At 66.5% G+C, this 23,038-nt stretch carries 17 protein-coding genes, 1 tRNA gene and 1 pseudogene; 4 read left to right on the forward strand and 15 right to left on the reverse strand.

Translation table 11 applies throughout. The features are described 5' to 3' along the window. The first annotated feature begins 21 nt into the window (after positions 1-21). The gene (gene nadE / locus ACAM52_RS25165) at positions 22-879 is read left to right on the forward strand and encodes an ammonia-dependent NAD(+) synthetase (protein WP_159273710.1); all 858 of its coding nucleotides are present in this window, start codon (positions 22-24) and stop codon (positions 877-879) included. A 312-nt stretch (positions 880-1,191) separates the two neighbouring features. Here the strand turns inward: nadE and ACAM52_RS25170 are convergent, their stop codons facing one another. Next, on the reverse strand, positions 1,192-1,554 hold the full coding sequence (locus ACAM52_RS25170) for a hypothetical protein (protein ID WP_369644871.1): 363 nt from the start codon (positions 1,552-1,554) through the stop codon (positions 1,192-1,194). A 148-nt stretch (positions 1,555-1,702) separates the two neighbouring features. On the opposite strand from ACAM52_RS25170, the gene ACAM52_RS25175 reads away from it, so the two are divergent. Then, positions 1,703-3,961, forward strand: a complete 2,259-nt coding sequence (locus ACAM52_RS25175) for a hypothetical protein (RefSeq protein WP_369644872.1) — start codon at positions 1,703-1,705, stop codon at positions 3,959-3,961. Between the two features lie 5 nt (positions 3,962-3,966). Beyond that, entirely contained in the window at positions 3,967-4,395 is a 429-nt protein-coding gene (locus ACAM52_RS25180; RefSeq protein ID WP_369647777.1) for a DUF1810 domain-containing protein, read from the forward strand. Here ACAM52_RS25180 and ACAM52_RS25185 read toward each other — a convergent pair whose 3' ends face one another. Together ACAM52_RS25185 and ACAM52_RS25190 are read right to left on the reverse strand one after the other, a co-directional pair. After that, positions 4,396-4,569: a hypothetical protein gene (locus ACAM52_RS25185; RefSeq protein WP_369644873.1), complete on the reverse strand. Its 174-nt coding sequence runs from the start codon at positions 4,567-4,569 to the stop codon at positions 4,396-4,398. Positions 4,570-4,702: 133 nt separating this feature from the next. Next, a complete protein-coding gene (locus ACAM52_RS25190) occupies positions 4,703-5,269 on the reverse strand; it encodes a PA2169 family four-helix-bundle protein (protein ID WP_369647778.1) in 567 nt (188 codons plus the stop codon). A gap of 191 nt (positions 5,270-5,460) precedes the next feature. On the opposite strand from ACAM52_RS25190, the gene ACAM52_RS25195 reads away from it, so the two are divergent. Further along, complete coding sequence (locus ACAM52_RS25195) at positions 5,461-5,889, forward strand: low affinity iron permease family protein (protein ID WP_095743449.1); 429 nt, start codon at positions 5,461-5,463, stop codon at positions 5,887-5,889. A 77-nt stretch (positions 5,890-5,966) separates the two neighbouring features. On the opposite strand, the gene ACAM52_RS25200 is transcribed toward ACAM52_RS25195, so the two are convergent. The 12 genes and pseudogenes from ACAM52_RS25200 to rplK all read right to left on the reverse strand — a co-directional run bounded on the left by ACAM52_RS25200 (position 5,967) and on the right by rplK (position 23,007). Further along, positions 5,967-6,042: transfer RNA gene (locus ACAM52_RS25200), tRNA-Phe, on the reverse strand. Positions 6,043-6,060: 18 nt separating this feature from the next. Continuing rightward, on the reverse strand, positions 6,061-6,762 hold the full coding sequence (locus tag ACAM52_RS25205) for a response regulator (RefSeq protein ID WP_062480363.1): 702 nt from the start codon (positions 6,760-6,762) through the stop codon (positions 6,061-6,063). A 77-nt stretch (positions 6,763-6,839) separates the two neighbouring features. Beyond that, positions 6,840-9,170 (reverse strand): ATP-binding protein, encoded by a 2,331-nt coding sequence (locus ACAM52_RS25210; protein WP_062480362.1) that lies wholly within the window; start codon positions 9,168-9,170, stop codon positions 6,840-6,842. After that, positions 9,167-9,736 carry a DUF4390 domain-containing protein gene (locus ACAM52_RS25215; protein ID WP_172438402.1) on the reverse strand — a complete coding sequence of 190 codons (570 nt, stop codon included), beginning with the start codon at positions 9,734-9,736 and terminating at the stop codon, positions 9,167-9,169. Before ACAM52_RS25215 ends, ACAM52_RS25210 begins: the two co-directional genes overlap by 4 nt. Positions 9,737-9,788: 52 nt before the next feature. Further along, the gene (gene rsmB, locus ACAM52_RS25220) at positions 9,789-11,177 is read right to left on the reverse strand and encodes a 16S rRNA (cytosine(967)-C(5))-methyltransferase RsmB (protein ID WP_369644874.1); all 1,389 of its coding nucleotides are present in this window, start codon (positions 11,175-11,177) and stop codon (positions 9,789-9,791) included. 94 nt (positions 11,178-11,271) lie between these two features. Next, positions 11,272-11,871, reverse strand: a complete 600-nt coding sequence (locus tag ACAM52_RS25225; protein WP_062479333.1) for a lema family protein — start codon at positions 11,869-11,871, stop codon at positions 11,272-11,274. Between the two features lie 115 nt (positions 11,872-11,986). Further along, the gene (gene rpoC, locus ACAM52_RS25230; protein ID WP_062479330.1) at positions 11,987-16,222 is read right to left on the reverse strand and encodes a DNA-directed RNA polymerase subunit beta'; all 4,236 of its coding nucleotides are present in this window, start codon (positions 16,220-16,222) and stop codon (positions 11,987-11,989) included. Between the two features lie 21 nt (positions 16,223-16,243). Beyond that, positions 16,244-20,368 (reverse strand): DNA-directed RNA polymerase subunit beta, encoded by a 4,125-nt coding sequence (gene rpoB / locus ACAM52_RS25235; protein WP_095743426.1) that lies wholly within the window; start codon positions 20,366-20,368, stop codon positions 16,244-16,246. Between the two features lie 301 nt (positions 20,369-20,669). Further along, positions 20,670-21,043 (reverse strand): annotated as a pseudogene (gene rplL, locus ACAM52_RS25240) (50S ribosomal protein L7/L12). Positions 21,044-21,090: 47 nt separating this feature from the next. Beyond that, complete coding sequence (gene rplJ / locus ACAM52_RS25245; RefSeq protein ID WP_056584633.1) at positions 21,091-21,630, reverse strand: 50S ribosomal protein L10; 540 nt, start codon at positions 21,628-21,630, stop codon at positions 21,091-21,093. A gap of 246 nt (positions 21,631-21,876) precedes the next feature. Beyond that, positions 21,877-22,575: a 50S ribosomal protein L1 gene (gene rplA / locus ACAM52_RS25250; protein ID WP_062479319.1), complete on the reverse strand. Its 699-nt coding sequence runs from the start codon at positions 22,573-22,575 to the stop codon at positions 21,877-21,879. Continuing rightward, entirely contained in the window at positions 22,576-23,007 is a 432-nt protein-coding gene (gene rplK, locus ACAM52_RS25255) for a 50S ribosomal protein L11 (RefSeq protein ID WP_056584627.1), read from the reverse strand. Positions 23,008-23,038: the final 31 nt, after the last annotated feature.

The following is a 23,038-nucleotide window of genomic DNA, read 5'->3' on the forward strand; positions in this document are numbered from 1 at the left end:
CCTCACATCCAGGCCCCACAGATGAGTGCAGACCTCACCCCCGTCGATGCCACGCAGCGCGAGATCATCGCGGCCCTGCACGTGGCGCCCGTCTTCGATGCCGCCGCCGAACTCGCGCGGCGCACCGACTTCCTCGCCGACTACCTGCGCAGCACCGGCCTGAAGACGCTGGTGCTGGGCATCAGCGGCGGCGTCGATTCGCTGACCGCCGGCTGCCTCGCGCAGCGCGCGGTCGAGAAGCTGCGCGCCGAAGGCCGCGACGCCACCTTCATCGCGATGCGCCTGCCCTACGGCGTGCAGCGCGACGAGGCCGAGGCGCAGGCCGGGCTGGCGGTGATCCGCCCCGACCGCCTGCTGACGGTGGACATCCGCCCCGCCGCCGATGCGATGCTGGCCGCGCTGCGCGCCGGCGGGCAGGCTTTTCGCGACGCGGCGCACGAGGACTTCGTGCTCGGCAACATCAAGGCGCGCCAGCGCATGATTGCGCAGTTCGCGGTGGCCGGCGCGCACGACGGCCTCGTGATCGGCACCGACCACGCGGCCGAAGCCCTCATGGGTTTCTTCACCAAGTTCGGCGACGGCGCGGCCGACATCACGCCACTCACCGGCCTCAACAAGCGCCGCGTGCGCGCCGTGGCGCAGCTGCTGGGCGCGCCCGATGCGCTGGTCTACAAGGTGCCCACCGCCGACCTCGAGTCGCTGGTGCCGGGCAAGCCCGACGAAGACGCCTTCGGCGTGAGCTACGAGCAGATCGACGATTTCCTCGAAGGCAAGCCGGTGTCGGCTGCAGCGCGCGCGGTGATTCTTTCGACGCATCGCAAGAGCGCCCACAAGCGGGCGCTGCCCGTCGAACCGTTGGCGCCCACCGCATCACACTGACATGTCGCGCCAACGGCGAAAATGCACTGAACTAGTGTGCATGTGAACTAGCGACGGCAAAAAAACTCTCCAGAAAAGCTGTCGCTGCAGCGCGAAAACGGGTACGTGCTGCGCGCGGTCTACGGGCAGGACTACCAGCTGGTGCCTGTCTCCTCGCCGGCGCCGTCGTATCGCATGTGAGATCCGGGGTGCGACGGCACCCTCGCGCATCAAGAGAAAAAAGCGATCGCTTCGGACGGTCGCTTTTCTTTTTTGGGGGTGTGGCTTCTTGCGGGTCCGAGGGCTGCGCAGAAGTTCGCAAGACCACCAAGCTCAGGGCCGCGGCGTCCGCCCCTCGCGCTGCCGCATGCGCCACTCCCCGACGAAGTAGTCGGCGCGAAACTTCAACCGTGCGATCACGGCCTCGCGGGTCGGCTGCTGTGCAATCACCAGCACGCATCGAGGCTCGTTGCCCTCGCGAAGTTCCGCCTTGCCCGAACAGGCGCCTTCGGCGGATTGCTGCAGTTCGAGCCAGCAACTCCACCCGTCGGGCAGATCGAGATCAATGCGTGTGGCGGCCATGGCGACCGGAGGATAAGTCGGTGCGGCGCAACCGCTCAATCCCCCAACATTGACCCTCCTCGCCGTGGGTGGGATGCCGCGGTCGCCGGGCGCAATGTCGGCGTCGACCGACATCGCCGCGCGCCGTCTGTCCTCATGACCGCCACGTCGCGCGATCTACGCTGATGCCCACGAATAGAAGGCGCCGCGCCGTGCACGACGCATGCAGCCCATGCCGTTTCCACTCCCGACCCCACACAACCACCCCAAGGACATCAGCCCGTTGACGACCGCCACCGCCCCCGTTCCCGCCGGCCTTCCCGGCACCCACACGCCAGGCCCGACGCCGCACCGCTGGCAGTTCATCCGTGCGGGCGGCGTAGACCAGATGGTGTTCCGCAACGGCGAGGACATCGCACGCATCGCCGAGCTCGACCAGAAACTGTGGGTCGCACTCGCCTGCCCCACGCGCGGCATCGACTTCGATGCGCGCACGCTCGACCTCATCGACACCGACGGCGACGGCCGCGTGCGACCGCCCGAGGTCATCGCGGCCTGCCAGTGGGCCTGCGAGCGGCTGCGCAGCGCCGACGTGCTGCTCGCGGGCGGCGGCACGCTGTCGCTGGACGACCTCGACGACACGCGCGCACCGGGCGCCGACCTCGCGAAGGAAGGCCGACGCATCCTCGACCTGCTCGGCAAGCAGGACACGCACACGCTGACCCTCGCCGACATCGCCGATCGCGGCGAATGGCTGGCCGCGATGCGCTTCAACGGCGACGGCGTGGTCACGCCGGCCACGGCCGGCACCGACGACGCGCTGCGCGCCACCATCGAGGACGCGATGCGCACCCACGGCAGCACGCCCGACCGGCACGAACAGACGCCCGGCCTGGATCGCGCACGCGCCGAGGCCTTCATGGCCGAGGCACAGGCGGTCCGCGACTGGCATGCGCAGGGCGACGCAGAGGCCCTGCTGCCGCTGGGCGCGCGCACGCTGGCTGCGGCCGAGGCCTTGCGCGCGGTCACGGCGAAGGTCGACGACTTCTTCGCGCGCTGCCGCGTGGCCGCCTACGACGTGCAGGCGGTGGCGGCGCTCAACCCCTCGCCCGAGGCCTACGACGCGCTCGCGGGGCGCACCTTCGATGCGAGCGTGCAGCCGGTGGCCGAGTTGCCGCTGGCGCCGGTGACGCCCCATCGCTCGTTGCCGCTGGGCGGTGCGAGCCTCAATCCCGCCTGGGCCGAGGCCATGGCCGCGTTCGCGCGCGATGCGGTGGCGCCGTTGCTCGGCGAACGCGACACACTCGAAGAAGCCCAGTGGCAAGCGCTGCGCGAGCGGCTCGCACCTTGCGACGCGTGGATCGCCGCGCGCCCTGACAACGCGCTCGCGGGCCTGCCGCGCGAACGCCTCGACGCCTTGCTCGCGACACGCGATGCGTTGTTCGCGCTCATTGCCGAAGACGAGGCCGCCGAGCACCACAACCGGCTGCTGACCGATCTCGAGAAACTGCTGCGGCTGCAGCGGGACCTGCGCGTGCTGCTGCACAACTTCGTGTCGTTCAAGGCGTTCTACCGGCGCGAGGGCGCGATCTTCCAGGCGGGCACGCTCTACCTCGACGGGCGCAGCTGCGAGCTCACGGTGCAGGTGCAGGACACCGCGCGCCACGCCGCGCTGGCCGGCCTGGCGAAGACCTGCCTCGCGTACTGCGACTGCACGCGCCAGGGAGAGAAGATGAGCATCGTCGCCGCCTTCACGGCCGGCGACGTCGACTTCCTTTTCGCCGGACGCAACGGCGTGTTCTACGACCGCCAGGGCCGCGACTGGGACGCCACCGTCACCAAGCTAATCGAGAACCCCACGAGCGTCGCGCAGGCCTTCTTCGCGCCCTACAAGAAGTTCGTGCGGCTGATCGAGGAGCAGGTCGCGAAGCGCGCGGCGGCCAGCGAAGCCGGCTCGCAGAGCGCGTTGCAGACGCTGGCCGGACGCGTCGCCACCGCCGACCAACCGACCGACGCGGCGGCCTCGTCGACGAAGACGCCGGCCAAGCCGGGACCGATCCTGCCCACCGCCAGCCGCATCGACGTTGGCACCGTGGCCGCCATCGGCGTGGCGCTGGGCAGCATCAGTGCGGTGCTGGTCGGCATCTTCGGCAAGTTCGTCGACCTGGGACAATGGATACCGGTGGCGCTCGTCGGCATCGTGATCGCGATCTCGGGACCGAGCATGCTGATCGCGTGGCTCAAGCTGCGCCAGCGCAGCCTGGGTCCGATCCTCGATGCGAGCGGATGGGCCATCAATGGCCGCATGAAGGTCAATGTGCGCCTGGGCGGCATGCTGTCTCAGACGGCACGCGTGCCACCGGGCGCCCAGCGCATCGCGCCCGATCCGTACCGCCAGCGGCACGGCCTCGCGGGCGCGCTGGCCGTCACCTGCGTGGTCGGCGCGGTGTTGCTGCTGGCGTGGCGCATGGACTGGCTCGATCCTCGGTTGCCGCCGCGGCTGCAGCATGATCGGGCGACCGCAACCACACCGGGCGCATGACACACATGACCATCGACTGGCACCTCGAACGCTTCGTGGCGGCGCAAGAGCCCGTCTACGCCCAGGTCTGCGCGGAACTCGCGGCGGGACGCAAGCGCACGCACTGGATGTGGTTCGTGTTTCCTCAACTGAAGGCGCTGGGCCGCAGTGCGACCGCACAGTTCTTCGGCCTCTACGGTGCCGCCGAGACGACGGCGTACTGGCAGCACGCCGTGCTCGGTGAGCGACTGCGCCGCTGCGCGGAACTGGTGCGCGCCCTGCCCGGCACCGATGCGCACCAGGTCTTCGGCTCGCCGGACGACCTCAAGCTGCGCTCCTGCATGACGCTGTTCGAGATCGTGGCGCCTGAAGCCCTCGTGTTCGGCGATGTGCTGGCGCAGTACTTCAACGGCGCGCGGGACGACGCGACGATCGCGCTCATCCGAGCTGCGTGATCAGAACCGGCCCTGGCCGTCGCCCGTGCGGTCATGCGCCCAGCGAACGGCTTGCTGCTCGGCGTGGCGCAGCGCCTCGGCTTCGCTGCCGTACGCGACGTTGTCCGTGTCGGGCGGCAAGCGCTGCTCCGCGCCTTCGACGTCGCCGCTCGCTGCGCGGCGCACGAAAACCACCAGCCGAGGTAGCTGAAAGTGAGAAGGCGCTCTCCGACGCCGTCCGCAACTTCCGTCGCGGACGGCGCAGTGGGCATGACTAGCGCGTGGCTGTCACCGGTCATGGTGAAAGGCATCCCGAGGTGCCGGCCGGTCAGCCCTTGGCGCTGCGGAATTGATCGCGCAGGCCCTTGATCTGGTCATGGTTGGCTTGCGCGCCGTCGGCCTGGCGCTGCACCAGCATGTGCACCTCGGCCGGCAGGTCGGCCTTGAGGGCCTTGCGGTAACGCGCGAGTGCCGCGTCTTCGCCGCGCTCGCATTCCTCGAGCATCGACAGCGCGCTGTTCGCGCCGACCGCGCCCTTCACATGCACCCAGCCGCGATGCACGGCACCGCTGATCGTGCCGCCATCGTCGGGTTTGCCGCCGAGCTGGCGGATGAGTGCGACGAGTTCGGACGCCGCGCTGGCGCATTGTGAAGCGCGGCCTTCGAACACCGGCTTCAGTTGCGCCGAGTCAACTTCCTTCGCGCAGGCGCGAAAGCCGTACTCGCCGTCGCGCGCGTTCTCCAGAAGGTCGTTCAGAACGTCGATCACCTGATCGTTGGACACCGCGTCCGCGGTGGTTGCCTGGGTATCGTTGACCATGGGTGGTTGCTCCTTGAAGGCCGGTCGCCAAAGCGAGGGCCGGGTTGAGAAAGAAAGACTGCAATGAGCCTTCATGGTCGACACGGTGCGGGAAGCGCCCTGTCGTCTCGACCCGACGACGCGTGTAAGCCGTGTCCGAGGCCACGGCCACACGCCGCTATGCGCCGACAGCCTCAGGGGAATTGCGATGCCATGCGAGGCGGGCGTCGGCTGACGCGCTCGCGCGCACCGTCGCGGCAGCATCGCCCCGACTGGAGGACACGCGCATGGAGCGACTCTTTGATTCCTTCGCCAACACCGTCGCACGCTGGACGGGCAGCCCGGCGGCCTTCCTGGTCTGCGTGGTCGTCGTCGTGGCCTGGGCGGTCGCGGGGCCGTTCTTCGGCTTTTCGGAAACGTGGCAGCTGGTGATCAACACGGGCACCACCATCGTCACCTTCCTCATGGTGTTCCTGATCCAGAACACGCAGAACCGCGACAGCGTCGCCCTGCAGACCAAGCTCGACGAACTGATCCGCACCTCCGACGCGGAGGACGACTTCATCGGCATCGAGCGACTCACGGACAAGGAGTTGATCGCGCTGCACGCGCGCTGCGAGGCGGCGGCGAAGCAGAGCCAGGCGACGCTGGCGAAGACGCGGGCCGAACGCAGGCGCCGCGGGCATGACGACATCAACGGGGATCGGGCCGGATAGCGGGAGCGAGATTCCCCAAACACGGCGCCAAAATGCAAAAAGCCCAACCTGGGAAGGTCGGGCTTTTTGACTGAATTTGGTGGCCTGGGGCGGAATCGAACCACCGACACGCGGATTTTCAATCCGCTGCTCTACCAACTGAGCTACCGGGCCATTGTGTGCAGCCTTAAATTATACAGCGCTTCTGCGGCCTCGGGAAAGATCCACACCCAATTGTTTGAGTTTTCTGTACAGGTGGGTGCGCTCGAGGCCGGTTTTCTCGGCCACGCGGGTCATCGAACCGTTCTCCATCGCCAGGTGGAACTCGAAGTAGGCCTTCTCGAAACCGTCGCGCGCATCGCGCAGCGGGCGGTCGAGGTCGAAGCTCTGGGTCGACTGCGGACCCGCGTCGGCCACCGGCACGGCCGCCAGCGACGCCATCAGCAGGCTGTCGCCCGTGGTCGTGATGGCGGCGGCCTGGTGGGCGCCCGTGGGCGGCGGCACCACGCCGGCGGCGGTGCGGCGAGCGCTCTCGCGCGCCAGCCCCTGCTCCACCGCCTTGAGCAGCTTCTGCAGCGTGATGGGTTTTTCGAGGAACGCGAAGGCGCCGATACGCGTGGCATCGACCGCGGTGTCGATGGTGGCGTGGCCGCTCATCATGATGACCGGCATGCTCAGCAGGCCCGCGGTGGACCACTCCTTGAGCAAGGTGACGCCGTCGGTGTCCGGCATCCAGATGTCGAGCAGCACGAGATCGGGCCGGGCGCGTTGTCGGGCCGCGCGGGCTTCGGCGGCGTTTTCCGCGAGCTCCACGTTGTGGCCTTCGTCATTGAGAATTTCGAAGAGCAGGTCCCTGATGCCCAGCTCGTCATCGACCACGAGAATGTTTGCCATGAGTGCTGCTTGTTGTATGCGCTGGTGTGTATTGATCCGCTCCCGATCCAGCCCCTATGCGCTGGATTCGCCGGTACTCAGGCGGACGAAGATTTCGAATCTTCGGTGTGAGCGACCGCTGCCCGCGGTTCGCCTGCCAGCGCGAATGATAGCGAGACTTGCGCCCCCGCCACAGCCCCGTCGACGACACGGTTGGAAAGCTCGATGCGCGCGCCGTGTTCGTCGGCGATCTTCTTGACGACGGCCAGGCCCAAACCGGTACCTTTTGTTTTCGTCGTGACGTAGGGTTCGAAGGCGCGCTTGAGAATGTTTTCGGCAAAGCCAGGCCCGCTGTCCTGCACGGTGAGGCGCACGCGCTGACCCGAATCGCCCAGCCGGGTGCGGATGACGACCTCGCCCACCCGGCCCGTGCCGCTGGCGGCGGCCTCGGCGGCGTCCTGTGCGTTCTGCAACAGGTTGTGCACGACCTGGCGGATCTGCTGTTCATCGCCGCGCACGGGCGGGCAGCGCTCGTCGAGCTCCGAGCGCAGCGTGATCGGCAGGTTCTCGGCGTGATACAGCTGCAGCACATCGGCCAGCAGGGCATTGAGGTCGACCGGCTTGAGGTCGGCCGCGGGCAGCCGGGCGTAGTCGCGGAATTCGTTCACCAGCCGCTTCATCGCATCGACCTGGTCGACGATGGTCTTGACCGACTTCACCAGGATGGCCTGCTCGGGCGGCTCGACCTTGCCCGAGAGCTTCATCTCGAGCCGCTCGGCCGACAACTGGATCGGCGTGAGCGGGTTCTTGATCTCGTGCGCGAGGCGGCGCGCCACCTCGCCCCAGGCCTGCGCACGCTGGGCCGAGACGATTTCGGAGATGTCGTCGAACACCAGCAGCCGCGCATCGCCCGGCAGCTCGGCGCCGCGCGCGACGATGTTGATGGCGTCGTCCTGCTGCGGCAGGTCGTTGCCGGTGGCGTGCAGCTCGAAGGCGTGCTGCCAGTGATCGAGGCCGTGCTGCATGCGCTCGACCAGGAACTCGTCGAACTGCTGCTGCACCTTGGCGCCGAAATCGGCCAGCCCCGGCACATCGACCAGCGCCTTGCCTTCATAGGCGGCGAGCGGCGCGCGCAGCACGCGGGTGGCGCCCGGGTTGGTGGACAGGACGGTGCCCTTGGCGTCGAGCACGATCACGCCCGAGGTCAGGTTGTCCAGGATGGTCTGCAGGTTGCCGCGGGCGGCGTCCAGCTGGTCCATCGTCTTCTCGACCGCGCCGCGGGCGTCGGCCAGCTGCTGGGTCATGACGGCGAACGAGCGCGTGAGGCCACCCAGCTCGTCCTTGCCCTGCAGCACGGCGGTGGGCCGCAGGTCGCCGGCGGCCACCTGGCGCACGCCGTCGGCCAGCACGAGCAGCGGCCGTGCGAGCTGGTTGCCGAACAGCACGGCCAGCAGCACCGCGCCGAACACGGCGAGGAACAGGCTCAGCGTGAGCGTGCCGATGTACATGCGCCGCAGCCCCTCGCGCGCCAGCGCGCGCTCCTGGTATTCGCGGTTGGCTTCCTGCACGGCCAGGGCGTTGGCGACCACGGCCGGCGGCAGCGGCCGCGTGACCTGCAGGTAGCGCGGCGCGGTGTCGAAGTCGAAGCCCGGGCGCTGCACCATGGCCAGCGCGCGCACGCTGGCACTCGACGGCGTGGCGCTGGGCAAGGCGGTTTCTTCCAGGCCCTCGACGTGCGCGACGGCGCGGTCGGGCCGCACCTGGCGGAACTGCTGCGCCGTCGGCCGCTCGGGGTTGAGCTGGAAGCGCGACGCGCCCGCGCTGGCCACGAGCTGGCCCGAACCGGTCCAGAGGATCACGTCGCTGGCTTCGAGCTGGTCGCGGATGCGCTCCAGCAGCAGCCCCGCGCTCGCGTCGGGCACCTGCGACAGCTGGGCGCTGGCGGTGCGGGTCTTGGCGGCGAGGTCGTCGGACAGCGAATCGAGCGTGGCCCGGCCCAGGTTCAGGCCGGCATCGAGCGCGCCCTCGACCTTGACGTCGAACCAGCTCTCGATCGAGCGCGCGACGAACTGGTAGGACACCACGTAGACCAGCGCCCCCGGCACCACCCCCACGAGCGCGAAGATGGCCGCGAGCTTGATCAGTAGCCGGCTGCCGAACTTGCCCTGCCGCAGCCGCCGCAGCAGCCGGAACGCGACCCAGCCGATCACCAGCACCAGCAGCACGGCCACCACCACGTTGATGCCGAACAGGCGCACGTAGTAGCGCTCGTACAGCGCGCGGTTGTTGGTGGCCTGCGCGAGCAGGAACATCAGCACCAGGCCGATGGCCGTGACCATCGCGGCGCCGACGCCCACGGCCCAGCGCAGCGCGCGCGAGCGGCGGGCGGCAGGCGTGGCCGCGGCGCCGCTGCGCGGCTTGCTGCTCACCGCTGCTTCTCCAGCGGCAGCCGGGCGGTGCGCTCGGCGGCGATGTTCCACTCGGCCTGCCCGACCATGCCGATCTGGAAAGGACGCGGCAGCTGCGAGGTGTCGAGCCGGAAACGGAAGGTGACCTGGTGCAGCGGCTCGTCGCCGATTTCGGCGGCGTCGCCCAGCCGCAGCCGGCCGATGCGCTTGATGGCCTCGAGCGCGTCGCCGAGGCTGTCGAAGTTCTGGTTCAGCGAGATGCCGAAGCCGGCGGCGCCGGTGATCGGCACCGGCGACACATTCAGCCGCCAGCGGCGCGTGAGGGGCTGGTAGGCCAGCCGCATGTGGCGCGCCACCTGGGCGACCTTGCGGTCGGTCCAGTACCAGCGCTCCTGGAAGACCTCGGCCTCGGCCACGAAATAGATGGCGATGCCTTTGTCGAGCACGTCTTCCACCAGCGTGGGCAGCTCGAACTGCACGGCCGCGCTCAGGTAGACGCCGTCGTCGGCCTGCTCCAGGCGCATCTGGGTGATGGTGGCGCCGCCGGGCTTGCCCTGGGCGGTGGCGGCGGCCGGGAACAGGGCCATCCACAGGGCCCAGGCCAGCCACAGGCCGGCCAGCAGGATCGACCGGCGGCCGTCAGTACGGCGCGGGTTTTTCAAGCAGGGCGTAGAAGAAGCCGTCGTGGTCACCAGAGGGATTGTCCGGGACGCCACGGGCATTCGCCCCACTTTGGGGTAGCAAGTGTCCCGGGGACGGCAGCAAACGGGCGTCGGTGTTGCGTACAAGAAACGCATCAATTTGTTGCGAGCCTTCTTCGCGGAACACGGAACAGGTGCAGTAAAGCAGCCGGCCGCCGGGCCGCACGAGCGGCCAGAGCGCGGCCAGCAGCGTCGCCTGCTGGGTCGCCAGCTGGGCGGTGTCGCTCTCGCGGCGCAGCCAGCGCACGTCGGGATGGCGCCGCACGATGCCCGAAGCGGTGCAAGGGGCGTCCAGCAGGATGGCGTCGAACAGGGCGCCGTCCCACCAGTCGGCGGTGCGGCCGGCGTCGGCCACCACCACCTTGGCCTTCAGGCCGAGGCGCGCGAGCGTCTCGTCGATGCGGCGGCTGCGCACGGCGTCGACCTCCAGCGCGGTCACCTCGACGGCGCCGGGGCCGGCCCGTTCGATCAGGTGCGCGGTCTTGCCGCCGGGGGCGGCGCAGGCGTCCAGCACGCGCAGCGGCGCGGCGCCGGGCTTGGCCGGCAGCAGGCCGTCGAGCAGCAAGGGGGCCGCGAGCTGTGCGGCGGCGTCCTGCACCGAGCAGGCGCCGTCGGCGAAACCGGGCAGCTGCGGCACCGGGCGGGCCCGGGCCAGCTGCAGGCCGTCGGCGCCGACGCGCGTGGCCGCGAGGCCCACCGCTTCCAGTTCCAGCAGGTACGCGGCCGGCGTCGATTGCAGCGCGTTGACGCGCAAGGTCATCGGCGCCTGGGCGTTGTCGGCCGACAGCACGCGCTGCCAGTCGCGCGGGTGGTCGCGCTTGAGGCGTTCGATCCACCAGCGCGGGTGGTTCCACTGCGCGACCGGTTCGGTGTCGGTGGCGGCCACGAGCTCGTCGCGCTCGCGCAGGAAGCGGCGCAGGCAGGCGTTGATGAAGCTGGCTTGCGCCCGCGTGGCCGGGTTGCGCTTGGCGGCTTCCACGGCCTGGTCGACCAGCGTGAAGGGTTCGTAGGGGGCGTGGTCGCTGTGCCAGGCCAGCGCGAGCGCGGTGCACAGCAAGGCGTCGGGCAGCGGCGGCGGCGTGCGCTTGGCCAGGTGGCGGCGCAGCGCTTCGGCGCGGCCGAGCCAGCGCAGCACCTGGAAGCCCAGGGCCTGCACGCCGGGGCGCAGCGCGGGCTCGACGGCCTCGAACGCAACGGTGCCCGAGGTGCCGGCGCGAATCGACGCCAGCGCCCCTGCGGTCAGTTGCAGTTGGCGCCAGAGCGGCGGTTGTTGCGGCGCCGAGGAAGCGCTGCCCGAAGAAGGGTCGGAGGAAAGATCTGCTGGCAAGTTGGAGCCGATGGTAACGGGCGAGAAAGACAGCACGCCGCGCGGTGGGAATGGAAACGAAGGCGTTACCCGCCTGTCGTCGGGTCGAGGCAGGTCAGAGCAAGGGCGCCGCAGGCCGCAGTCGCACGATCCAGGCCACCAGCAGCGCCGGGAACTGGGCGATGCCCGCGTTGTACTGCGCCACGGCCTGGTTGAACTGGCCGCGTGCGATTTCCGCCGCCGCCGAGGGCTCGGGCCAGGCGATGGGCGCGGCCGGATCGGACGCGCCACCCAGGCCGGGCATCAGCGGCGCGGGCCGCGACAGCGTGCCGTCCGCATCGAACACCGTGACCGCGCCCGGGTACTGGCGCCGCCATGCCGCGATGAGCACCTGCAGCGCAGTGGCCAATGCCGCCATGCTGCCCGGGTCGAGCGGGCGCACCCGCGTCGCACCGAGCAGGGTCGCGAGCTGCGTCGTGGCGGCCTGCAGCGGGGCCACGGTGGGCGCGCCTTCGGGCGGCGACTCGGGCCGGGGCGCGGCGGTGATGCTGGCCTGGACGAAATCCAGCTGCTTGCGCAGCGCCACGTCGAGCACCGCGTAGGCCTGGAGCACGGCCGCGCGCAGCCGCACCAGCCGGTTGTACGCGCCCACAAACCAGAACAGCAGCAGCGCGACAACGAGCCATCCGGCCAGCGAATCGGGCAGGACGCTCATCGGAAACAGAACCTCTTGGTCATCGGTCGGAACCCTGCGAACACAAAGAAAAACGCCCCCCGACCGGAGCGGTCGGAGGGCGTGGGCAACCGGTCATGCCGGTGATGCTAACCAGTTATTCGGTCGCGGCGCCTTCGTTGGCGTCGACCGTGCTGGTCGCTGCATCGCTGTCGCCGGAGCCGGCCAGTTCGGCGGCTTCCGACTCGGCGATGGCGCGGCGCTCGGCCTCGTCCATGGCGTCCTTGACCTTGCGGGCCTGGTGGTACGCCATGCCGGTGCCTGCGGGAATCAGGCGGCCGACGATGACGTTTTCCTTCAGACCGCGCAGCTCGTCGCGCTTGCCCATGATCGCGGCTTCGGTCAGCACGCGCGTCGTTTCCTGGAACGAAGCGGCCGAGATGAACGAGTCGGTCGACAGCGACGCCTTCGTGATACCCAGCAGCAGGTTGGTGAACGTCGCGGGGATCTTGCCTTCGGCGCGCAGGGCGTCGTTGGTGTTGAGCATTTCGCTGCGTTCGACCTGTTCGCCGGAGATGTAGCTCGTGTCGCCGATGTTGTCGACCACGACGCGGCGCAGCATCTGGCGAACGATCACCTCGATGTGCTTGTCGTTGATCTTCACACCCTGCAAACGGTACACGTCCTGCACTTCGTCCACGATGTAGCGCGCGAGTTCTTCCGAACCCAGCAGGCGCAGGATGTCCTGCGGATCCGCCGGACCGTCGACCACGCTTTCGCCCTTGTTCACCACCTGGCCTTCGTGCACCAGGATGTTCTTTTCCTTCGGCACGAGGTCTTCGTAGACGCCGCCTTCGGGATCGGTGATCTGCAGGCGGATCTTGCCCTTGGTCTCTTTACCGAACGACACGGTACCGGTCATTTCGGCCAGCATGCCCTTGTCCTTCGGCGAACGGGCTTCGAACAGCTCGGCCACGCGCGGCAGACCGCCGGTGATGTCTCGGGTCTTCTGACCTTCGACCGGGATGCGTGCCAGCACTTCGCCGGGGCCCACGTCCTGGCCGTCGCGGATCTGCACCAGGGCGCCGATCGGGAAGCCGATCGTCACCGAGTGGTCGGTGCCGGGGATCTTCACTTCGAGGCCTTGGGCGTCGATCAGCTTGACCTGCGGACGCACGACCTTGGCAGCGCCGCGGCGCTTCGGGTCGATCACGACCAGGGTCGACAGACCGGTCACTTCGTCCACCTGCTTGGCGACCGTCAGGCCTTCCTCGACGTTCTCGAACTGCGCCTTGCCGGCGAACTCGGTAATGATCGGGCGGGTCAGCGGGTCCCAGTTGGCGAGCACGTGGCCGGCCTTGATCTGCTGGTCGGCCTTGACCGTCAGCGTGGCGCCGTACGGCACCTTGTGACGCTCGCGCTCACGGCCGTGCTCGTCATGGATGACGATCTCGCCCGAACGCGAAATCACAACCAGCTCGCCCTTGCTGTTGGTCACGTAGCGCATCGTGGCGTTGAAGCCGATCGAGCCGTTCGACTTGGCTTCCACGCTCGAGGCGATGGCAGCGCGCGAAGCGGCACCACCGATGTGGAAGGTACGCATCGTCAGCTGCGTGCCGGGTTCGCCGATGGACTGGGCAGCGATCACACCGACGGCTTCGCCGATGTTGATCAGGCCGCCGCGGCCCAGGTCGCGGCCGTAGCAGGTCGCGCAGATGCCGAAACGCGTTTCGCAGGTCAGCGCGGTGCGGACCTTGACTTCGTCGACGCCCTGGGCTTCCAGTGCTTCGATGTTGTCTTCGTCGAACATCTCGCCGGCCTTGAGCAGCACCGAACGGTTTTCCGGGTGCAGCACATCGTCCGCAGCCGAGCGGCCCAGGATTCGGTCGCGCAGCGACTCGATCACTTCACCACCTTCGACGATGGCGCGCATCAGGTAGCCGCCGTGCGTGCCGCAGTCCTGCTCGGTCACGACCAAGTCTTGCGTCACGTCGACCAGACGACGGGTCAGGTAACCCGAGTTCGCCGTCTTCAGCGCCGTGTCGGCCAGACCCTTACGGGCACCGTGGGTGGAGATGAAGTACTCCAACACGTTCAGGCCTTCGCGGAAGTTCGCGGTAATGGGCGTCTCGATGATCGAGCCGTCCGGCTTGGCCATCAGGCCCCGCATACCGGCCACCTGGCGAATCTGCGCTGCGGAACCGCGGGCGCCGGAGTCGGCCATCATGTAGATGGAGTTGAACGACTCCTGCTCGACTTCCTTGCCGTGGCGGTCGATGACCTTCTGCTTGGACAGCTTGGCCATCATGACCTTCGACACTTCGTCGCCGGCCTTGCCCCAGATGTCCACCACCTTGTTGTAGCGCTCGCCGGAGGTCACGAGACCGGAGACGTACTGCTGTTCGATCTCCTTCACTTCCTTGGCCGAGCGCTCGATGATGCCGTGCTTTTCAGCGGGCACCAGCATGTCGTCGATCGCGATCGAGATGCCGGCCTTGGTCGCCAGGCGGAAGCCGTTTTGCAGCAGCTTGTCGGCGAACACGACGGTCTCTTTCAGGCCGCACTTGCGGAACGAGACGTTGATGAGCTTGGAGATTTCCTTCTTCTTCAGCGCCTTGTTGATGTTCGAGAACGGCAAGCCCTTGGGCAGGATCTCGGACAGCAGGGCACGGCCCACGGTGGTGTCCACGAGCGAGGTCGACGGCGTGAACACGCCGGTTTCCTTGTCCTTGGTGTACTCCGTGATACGCACCGCGACCTTGGCGGTCAGCTCGACTTCGTTGGCGTCCAGCGCGCGCTGCACTTCACCGATGTCGGAGAAAATCAGGCCCTCGCCCTTGCCGTTGATGCGGTCGCGGGTCGTGTAGTACAGACCCAGCACCACGTCCTGCGAAGGAACGATCGACGGTTCGCCCGAAGCCGGGAACAGCACGTTGTTGGAGGCCAGCATCAGCGTGCGGGCTTCCATCTGCGCTTCCACCGACAGCGGCACGTGGACAGCCATCTGGTCGCCGTCGAAGTCGGCGTTGAAGGCCGCGCAAACGAGCGGGTGCAGCTGGATGGCCTTGCCTTCGATCAGGATCGGCTCGAACGCCTGGATGCCCAAACGGTGCAGCGTAGGCGCACGGTTCAGCATGACCGGGTGTTCCTTGATCACTTCTTCCAGGATGTCCCAGACCACCGGCGTGCCCGATTCGACTTCCTTCTTGGCAGCCTTGATCGTGGTCGCGATGCCCATGGCTTCGAGGCGCGAGAAGATGAAGGGCTTGAAGAGTTCGAGCGCCATCAGCTTGGGCAGGCCGCACTGGTGCAGCTTGAGCGTCGGGCCCACCACGATGACCGAACGGCCCGAGTAGTCCACGCGCTTGCCCAGCAGGTTCTGGCGGAAACGACCGCTCTTGCCCTTGATCATGTCGGCCAGCGACTTCAGCGCGCGCTTGTTGGCGCCCGTCATGGCCTTGCCACGGCGGCCGTTGTCCAGCAGCGAGTCGACAGCTTCCTGCAGCATCCGCTTTTCGTTGCGCGCGATGATTTCCGGAGCCTTCAGCTCCAGCAGGCGGCGCAGACGCGAGTTGCGGTTGATGACGCGGCGGTACAGGTCGTTCAGGTCGGAGGTCGCGAAGCGGCCGCCGTCCAGCGGCACCAGCGGACGCAGGTCCGGCGGCAGCACGGGCAGCACTTCGAGCACCATCCACTGGGGCTTGATGCCCGACTTGCGGAAGGCCTCGAGCACCTTCAGGCGCTTGGAGTTCTTCTTGACCTTGACTTCGGAGCCGGTCAGGTCGCCGCGCAGGCGTTCGATCTCGCTGTCGAGTTCGATGCCTTCGAGCAGGTCCTTGATGCCTTCGGCGCCCATCTTGGCGATGAACTCGTCACCGTATTCCTTGCGCTTGGCGTCGTAGTCGTCCTCGGACATGATGCCGAACTTCTTCAGCGGGGTCATGCCGGGGTCGGTGATCACGTACGCTTCGAAGTACAGCACGCGTTCGATGTCGCGCAGCGTCATGTCGAGCACGAGGCCCAGACGCGACGGCAGCGACTTCAGGAACCAGATGTGGGCGCAGGGCGCGGCCAGGTCGATGTGACCCATGCGCTCGCGACGCACCTTGGTCTGCGTGACTTCAACGCCGCACTTCTCGCAGATCACGCCGCGGTGCTTCAGGCGCTTGTACTTGCCGCACAGGCACTCGTAGTCCTTGATGGGGCCGAAGATCTTGGCGCAGAACAGACCGTCGCGCTCGGGCTTGAACGTGCGGTAGTTGATCGTCTCAGGCTTCTTCACCTCGCCGAAAGACCACGAACGGATCTTCTCGGGCGAAGCCATGCCGATCTTGATGGCATCGAAATGCTCATCGGGCGTGAATTGCTTGAACAGGTCGAGTAGCGATTTCATAAGACTCTTTCCCTTTTCAACTTAGGAACGCTCGAGCTCGATGTCGAGACCCAGCGAACGAATTTCCTTGACCAGCACGTTGAACGATTCCGGCATGCCGGCTTCGATCGAGTGCTCGCCCTTGACGATGCTTTCGTACACCTTGGTACGGCCTTGCACGTCGTCGGACTTCACGGTCAGCATTTCCTGCAGGACGTAGGCGGCGCCGTAAGCTTCCAGCGCCCACACTTCCATTTCACCGAAACGCTGGCCGCCGAACTGCGCCTTGCCGCCCAGCGGTTGCTGCGTGACGAGCGAGTACGGGCCGGTCGAACGGGCGTGCATCTTGTCGTCCACCAGGTGGTGCAGCTTCAAGAAGTGCATGTAGCCGACGGTGACGGGACGCTCGAACTGGTCGCCAGTGCGGCCGTCGTACAGGTAAGCCTGCGTGCGCGTCTCGGTCAGGCCCTTGAGCTTGGCGATGTCGTCCGGGTAGGCGAGCTTGAGCATGCCGCGGATTTCTTCTTCCGAGGCACCGTCGAACACCGGCGTCGCGAAGGTCGCGCCGCTTTGCAGGTTGGCCGCCATGGCGAGCAGCTCGGTGTCGCTCAGCTGGTCGAGCTCTTCCTTGCGGCCCGAGCCGTTGTACAGCTGCTCCATGAACTTGCGCAGCTCGGCCACCTTGGCCTCTTGCTGCAGCAGGTCACCGATGCGCTGGCCGATGCCCTTGCCGGCCCAGCCCAGATGCACTTCGAGCACCTGGCCCACGTTCATCCGCGAAGGCACGCCCAGCGGGTTCAGGCAGATGTCGCACGGCGTGCCGTCGGCCATGTGGGGCATGTCTTCGACCGGAACGATCTTGGACACCACACCCTTGTTGCCGTGACGGCCGGCCATCTTGTCGCCGGGTTGCAGGCGGCGCTTGACGGCCAGGTAGACCTTGACCATCTTGAGCACGCCCGCGGGCAGCTCGTCGCCCTGCGTGAGCTTCTTGCGCTTTTCTTCGAACGCGAGGTCGAAGCTGTGGCGCGTCTGCTCCAGCGAGTTCTTGATCGACTCGAGCTGCGAGGCCACGTCGTCTTCCGCCGGGCGGATGTCGAACCAGTGGAACTTCTCGACCGACGACAGGTAGGCCTTGTCGAGCTTGGTGCCCTTGGCCAGCTTGTTCGGGCCGCCGTTGGCGACCTTGCCGGTCAAGAGCTTCTCGATACGGTCGAACGCGTCGGCTTCGACGATGCGCAGCTGGTCGTTCAGGTCGAGGCGGAAGCGCTTGAGTTCATCGTCGATGATCTGCTGGGCGCGCTTGTCGCGTTGGATGCCTTCGCGGGTGAACACCTGCACGTCGATCACGGTGCCTTGCGAGCCCTGATCCACGCGCAGCGAGGTGTCCTTCACGTCGGAAGCCTTCTCGCCGAAGATGGCGCGAAGCAGCTTCTCTTCCGGCGTCAGCGTGGTCTCGCCCTTCGGCGTGACCTTGCCCACCAGCGTGTCGCCCGGCTGCACTTCGGCGCCGACATAGATGATGCCGGATTCGTCGAGGCGGTTGAGCTGCTGCTCGGCCAGGTTCGGGATGTCGCGCGTGATTTCTTCGGCACCCAGCTTCGTGTCGCGAGCCATGACCACCAGTTCCTCGATGTGGATCGAGGTGTAGCGGTCTTCGGCGACGACGCGTTCGGAGATCAGGATCGAGTCTTCGAAGTTGTAGCCGTTCCAGGGCATGAACGCGATCAGCATGTTCTGGCCGAGGGCCAGTTCGCCGAGGTCGGTCGATGCGCCGTCGGCCACCACGTCGCCCTTGGCGATCTTGTCGCCGCGCTTGACGATCGGACGCTGGTGGATGTTGGTGTTCTGGTTCGAACGCTGATACTTGATCAGGTTGTAGATGTCCACACCGACTTCACCGGCTGCCGCTTCGGCGTCGTTCACGCGCACCACGACACGGGTCGCATCGACGTAATCGACGATACCGCCGCGAGTGGCCGTGACCACGGTGCCCGAGTCGACCGCGGAAACGCGCTCGATGCCGGTACCGACCATCGGCTTTTCGGGGCGCAGCACAGGCACGGCCTGACGCTGCATGTTGGCGCCCATCAACGCGCGGTTCGCGTCGTCGTGCTCGAGGAACGGCACGAGCGAGGCGGCCACCGACACGATCTGCGCGGGCGACACGTCCATGTACTGGATGCGCTCGGCACCCACCAGGATCGATTCGCCGGCTTCACGCGCCGAGACCAGGTCGCCGGTCAGCTTGCCGTCCTTGTCCAGGACCGCGTTGGCCTGGGCGATGACGTACTTGCCCTCTTCGATGGCCGACAGGTAGTCGATGTCCATCGTGACCTTGCTGTCGACCACGCGGCGGTACGGCGTCTCGATGAAGCCGTATTCATTCAGGCGGGCGTACAGGGCCAGCGAGTTGATCAGACCGATGTTCGGGCCTTCAGGCGTTTCGATCGGGCACACGCGACCGTAGTGGGTCACGTGCACGTCGCGCACTTCGAAGCCTGCACGTTCACGCGTCAGACCACCCGGGCCAAGGGCCGACACGCGGCGCTTGTGGGTGATTTCGGACAGCGGGTTCGTCTGGTCCATGAACTGCGACAGCTGCGACGCACCGAAGAATTCCTTCAGCGCGGCCGAGATCGGCTTGCTGTTGATCAGGTCGTGCGGCATCAGCGGCTCTTGCTCGGCCTGACCCAGACGTTCCTTCACAGCCTTCTCGATACGTGCCAGGCCGGTGCGGTACTGGTTTTCGGCCAGTTCGCCGACGCAACGCACGCGGCGGTTGCCCAGGTGGTCGATGTCGTCGACTTCGCCGTTGCCGTTGCGCAGGTCAACGAGGATCTTGACCACGGCCAGGATGTCTTCGTTGGTCAGCACCATCGGGCCGGTCGATTCGTCGCGGCCGACCTTGGCGTTGAACTTCATGCGGCCCACGCGCGACAGGTCGTACGTGTCCGGGTTGTAGAACAGGCGCTGGAACAAGGCCTGCACCGCGTCTTCCGTCGGCGGCTCGCCGGGGCGCATCATGCGGTAGATGGCCACGCGCGCGGCGAACTCGTCCACCGTTTCGTCGATGCGCAGCGTCTGCGAGATGTACGCGCCCTGGTCCAGTTCGTTCGTGTAGATGACCTGGATGTCCTGCACGCCGGCCGTGCGCAGCTTCTTGAGCAGCGCTTCGGTCAGCTCGTCGTTGGCCTTGGCCAGGATTTCGCCGGAGTCGGCGTCGACGATGTTGCGGGCGATGACGCGGCCGACCAGGAAGTCTTCCGGCACGCTGATGTGCGTGGTGCCGCCCTGCTCGAGCTCACGCGTGTGACGCGCCGTGACGCGCTTGTCCTTAGCGACCACGACCTTGCCCGACTTGTCGGTGATGTCGAAGCGCGCGACTTCGCCGCGCAGGCGCTCAGAGACGAACTCCATCTGCGCGCCGCTGTCCATCAGGCGGAAGTTGTCGTTCACGAAGAAGTTCGCGAGGATCGATTCCGGGTTCAGGCCGATGGCCTTCAGCAGGATCGTGACCGGCATCTTGCGGCGACGGTCCACGCGGAAGTACAGCATGTCCTTCGGGTCGAATTCGAAGTCGAGCCACGAGCCGCGGTAAGGAATCACGCGGGCCGAGAACAGCAGCTTGCCCGAGCTGTGCGTCTTGCCCTTGTCGTGTTCGAAGAACACGCCGGGCGAACGGTGCAGCTGCGAGACGATCACGCGCTCGGTGCCGTTGATGATGAACGAACCCTTGTCGGTCATGAGCGGCACTTCGCCCATGTAGACCTCTTGTTCCTTCACTTCCTTGACCACCTTCGACTGCGAGGTCGACGACTCGCGGTCATAGATGATGAGCTGCACCTTGGCGCGCACGGCCGAGGCGAAGGTCAGACCACGGGTCTGGCACTCACGCACATCGAACGCCGGCTTCGCCAGGTTGTACTCGAGGAACTTCATCTCGACAAAACCGTTGTGCGAGACGATCGGGAAGGCAGCGTCGAACGCGGCCTGCAGGCCTTCGACGGTGCGGTGCTTGGGGGCGATGCCGGCTTGCAGGAACGCGGTGTACGCGTCTTTCTGCATCTGCAGCAGGTAGGGGATTTCGACGACGCTGTCGCGGTTACCGAAACTTTTTCGGATGCGCTTGCGTTCGGTGTAACTGTACGCGGACGATTGGGCCATGAGAGCTCCGGTGCTTGAGATCTTCAGCGACTTGTCAGCAGTGCCGGGCGAACGGCACCACTGCTTGGCGGCTGGCCACTACCAGCCGTTGGCGGACGGCGATGCATTGCACATCGCCCGAACCAAGGGGTCTTCTGCAGTCGGGTTCAGAAGACACTCAAAAATCGTCTTGGCTTTTGCTATTCCATCGACCTTTCGGCCTCTGAAAGAACCGGCGCCAAGCCGGCTTTTGGGTGCGCTCTGAAAGCGGCAAAGGCTGGAGGGCCTTTTCAGGCACCTCCAGCCCTCTAGGGGGTCTGAATTACTTCAGTTCCACCTTGGCGCCGGCATCTTCCAGCTTCTTCTTGGCGGCTTCAGCGTCAGCCTTCGACAGGCCTTCCTTGACAGCCTTGGGAGCGGCTTCCACCAGGTCCTTGGCTTCCTTGAGGCCCAGGCCGGTGATTTCGCGCACGGCCTTGATCGCCGACACCTTGTTCGCGCCAGCATCCATCAGCATGACGTTGAATTCGGTTTGCTCTTCAGCGACTGCAGCAGCAGCGCCACCGCCGCAGCGGGTGCCGACATGGCTGCGGCGCTCACGCCAAACTTCTCTTCGATGGCCTTGACCAGGTCGTTGAGCTCCAGGACCGTCATTGCGTCGAGCGCGGTCAGAAATGCGTCTTTATCGAATGCCATTTTTGTTTCCTAACAATTGGGTTGAATATTCAAAAACGAGGGCGCGCTCAGGCGGCCTGCGCTTCTTCTGCCGGTGCATCGGCGACGGGTGCAGCTTCGCCACCACCACGCTTCTCGGCCAGCGCCGCGAGCACGCGGGCGGTACGAGAGATCGGGGATTGCATCAAGCCCAGCAGTTGCGCCAGCAGCACTTCCTTGGAAGGGATGTTGGCCAGTTGCTTCACGCCTTCGACGTCCAGGGCCTTGCCACCGAATGCGCCACCGCGAATCACCAACTTGTCGTTGGTCTTCGCGAAATTGGCCACCACCTTTGCGGCAGCCACAGCGTCTTCGGAGAAGCCATAGATCAGCGGACCGGTCATCTGGTCGCCGACAATCTCAAACGGGCTGCCAGCGACAGCACGGCGAGCCAGCGTGTTCTTCAGAACACTCAGGGTCACACCGTTGCTGCGCGCTTCGCTGCGCAGTTTGGTCATATCGGCCACCGTGATGCCACGGTATTCCGCCATCACGAGCGTTTGAGCTTTTGCGGCGAGGCTGGTCACATCACTGATGACCGCTTCTTTCTCACTGCGATTCAGACTCAAGGTCTACTCCTTTTAATGCGACCTTCGGCCGGGGCCTCGGATCGCGCTTCATGCAGCGACCAACTGTTTCGGAACAAAAATCAAATTCCTTGCAGTGGGGTCGCCATCTGCGCTGGATACCGGAAGGATCGATCCGGCCATTAAGTGCAGCGCCCTGCACACCAGCGGTCTTGGATGGCTCGCGGCAACCGAAGCTGCCGCGACCCACCACATCTGCCCTCTCCTTGCGGGATCGGGCAAATCTCTTTAGCTCGCCGAGATGGTTTGCGTGTCCACGCGGACACCCAGACCCATCGTCGACGACACAGCCACCTTGCGCAGGTACACGCCCTTGCTGGTCGCCGGCTTGGCCTTGACCAGAGCGTCGATCAGCGCAGCGAGGTTGCCTTGCAGCTTGTCGTTGTCGAACGAGCGACGGCCGATCGTGCCGTGGATGATGCCGGCCTTGTCGACGCGGAACTGGACCTGGCCAGCCTTGGCGTTCTTGACAGCGGTGGCGACGTCAGGCGTCACGGTGCCAACCTTGGGGTTGGGCATCAGGCCACGCGGGCCGAGGATCTGGCCGAGCGTACCGACGACGCGCATGGCATCGGGGGCAGCAATCACGACGTCGAAAGGCATGTCGCCAGCCTTGACCATCGCAGCCAGGTCGTCCATGCCGACGATATCGGCGCCGGCGGCCTTGGCTTCTTCAGCCTTGGCGCCTTGGGCGAACACGGCGACGCGCTTGGTCTTGCCGGTGCCGTTCGGCAGCACGACAGCACCGCGAACCACCTGGTCCGACTTCTTCGCGTCGATGCCCAGCTGCACGGCCACGTCGATCGATTCGTCGAACTTGGCGGTGGCGGCATCCTTGACGATGACGATGGCGTCAGCCAGGGGGTACAGCTTGTTGCTGTCGACCTTGCCTTGCAGCGACTTTTGCTTCTTGGTGATCTTGGACATTTACACGCCCTCCACATTCACGCCCATCGAGCGGGCCGAGCCGGCGATGGTGCGAACTGCTGCGTCGAGGTCGGCGGCAGTCAGGTCCTTCATCTTGGCCTTGGCGATTTCTTCGAGCTGAGCGCGCGTGATCTTGCCGACCTTGTCGGTGTGCGGACGGGCCGAGCCCTTGTCCAGCTTGATGGCCTTCTTGATCAAGGTGATCGCCGGGGGCGTCTTGATGATGAAGGTGAAGCTCTTGTCAGCGAACGCGGTGATGACCACCGGCAGCGGCAGACCCGGCTCGACGCCTTGGGTTTGCGCGTTGAACGCCTTGCAGAACTCCATGATGTTCAGACCGCGCTGACCCAGTGCGGGACCGATCGGCGGGGACGGGTTGGCCTTACCAGCTGGCACTTGCAGCTTGATGAAGCCGACGATTTTTTTCGCCATGCTTTGCTCCTTGCGGGTGATATCGCCTTGG

It is taken from the genome of Variovorax sp. V118 (assembly GCF_041154445.1).
Taxonomy (GTDB): Bacteria; Pseudomonadota; Gammaproteobacteria; order Burkholderiales; family Burkholderiaceae_C; genus Variovorax; species Variovorax boronicumulans.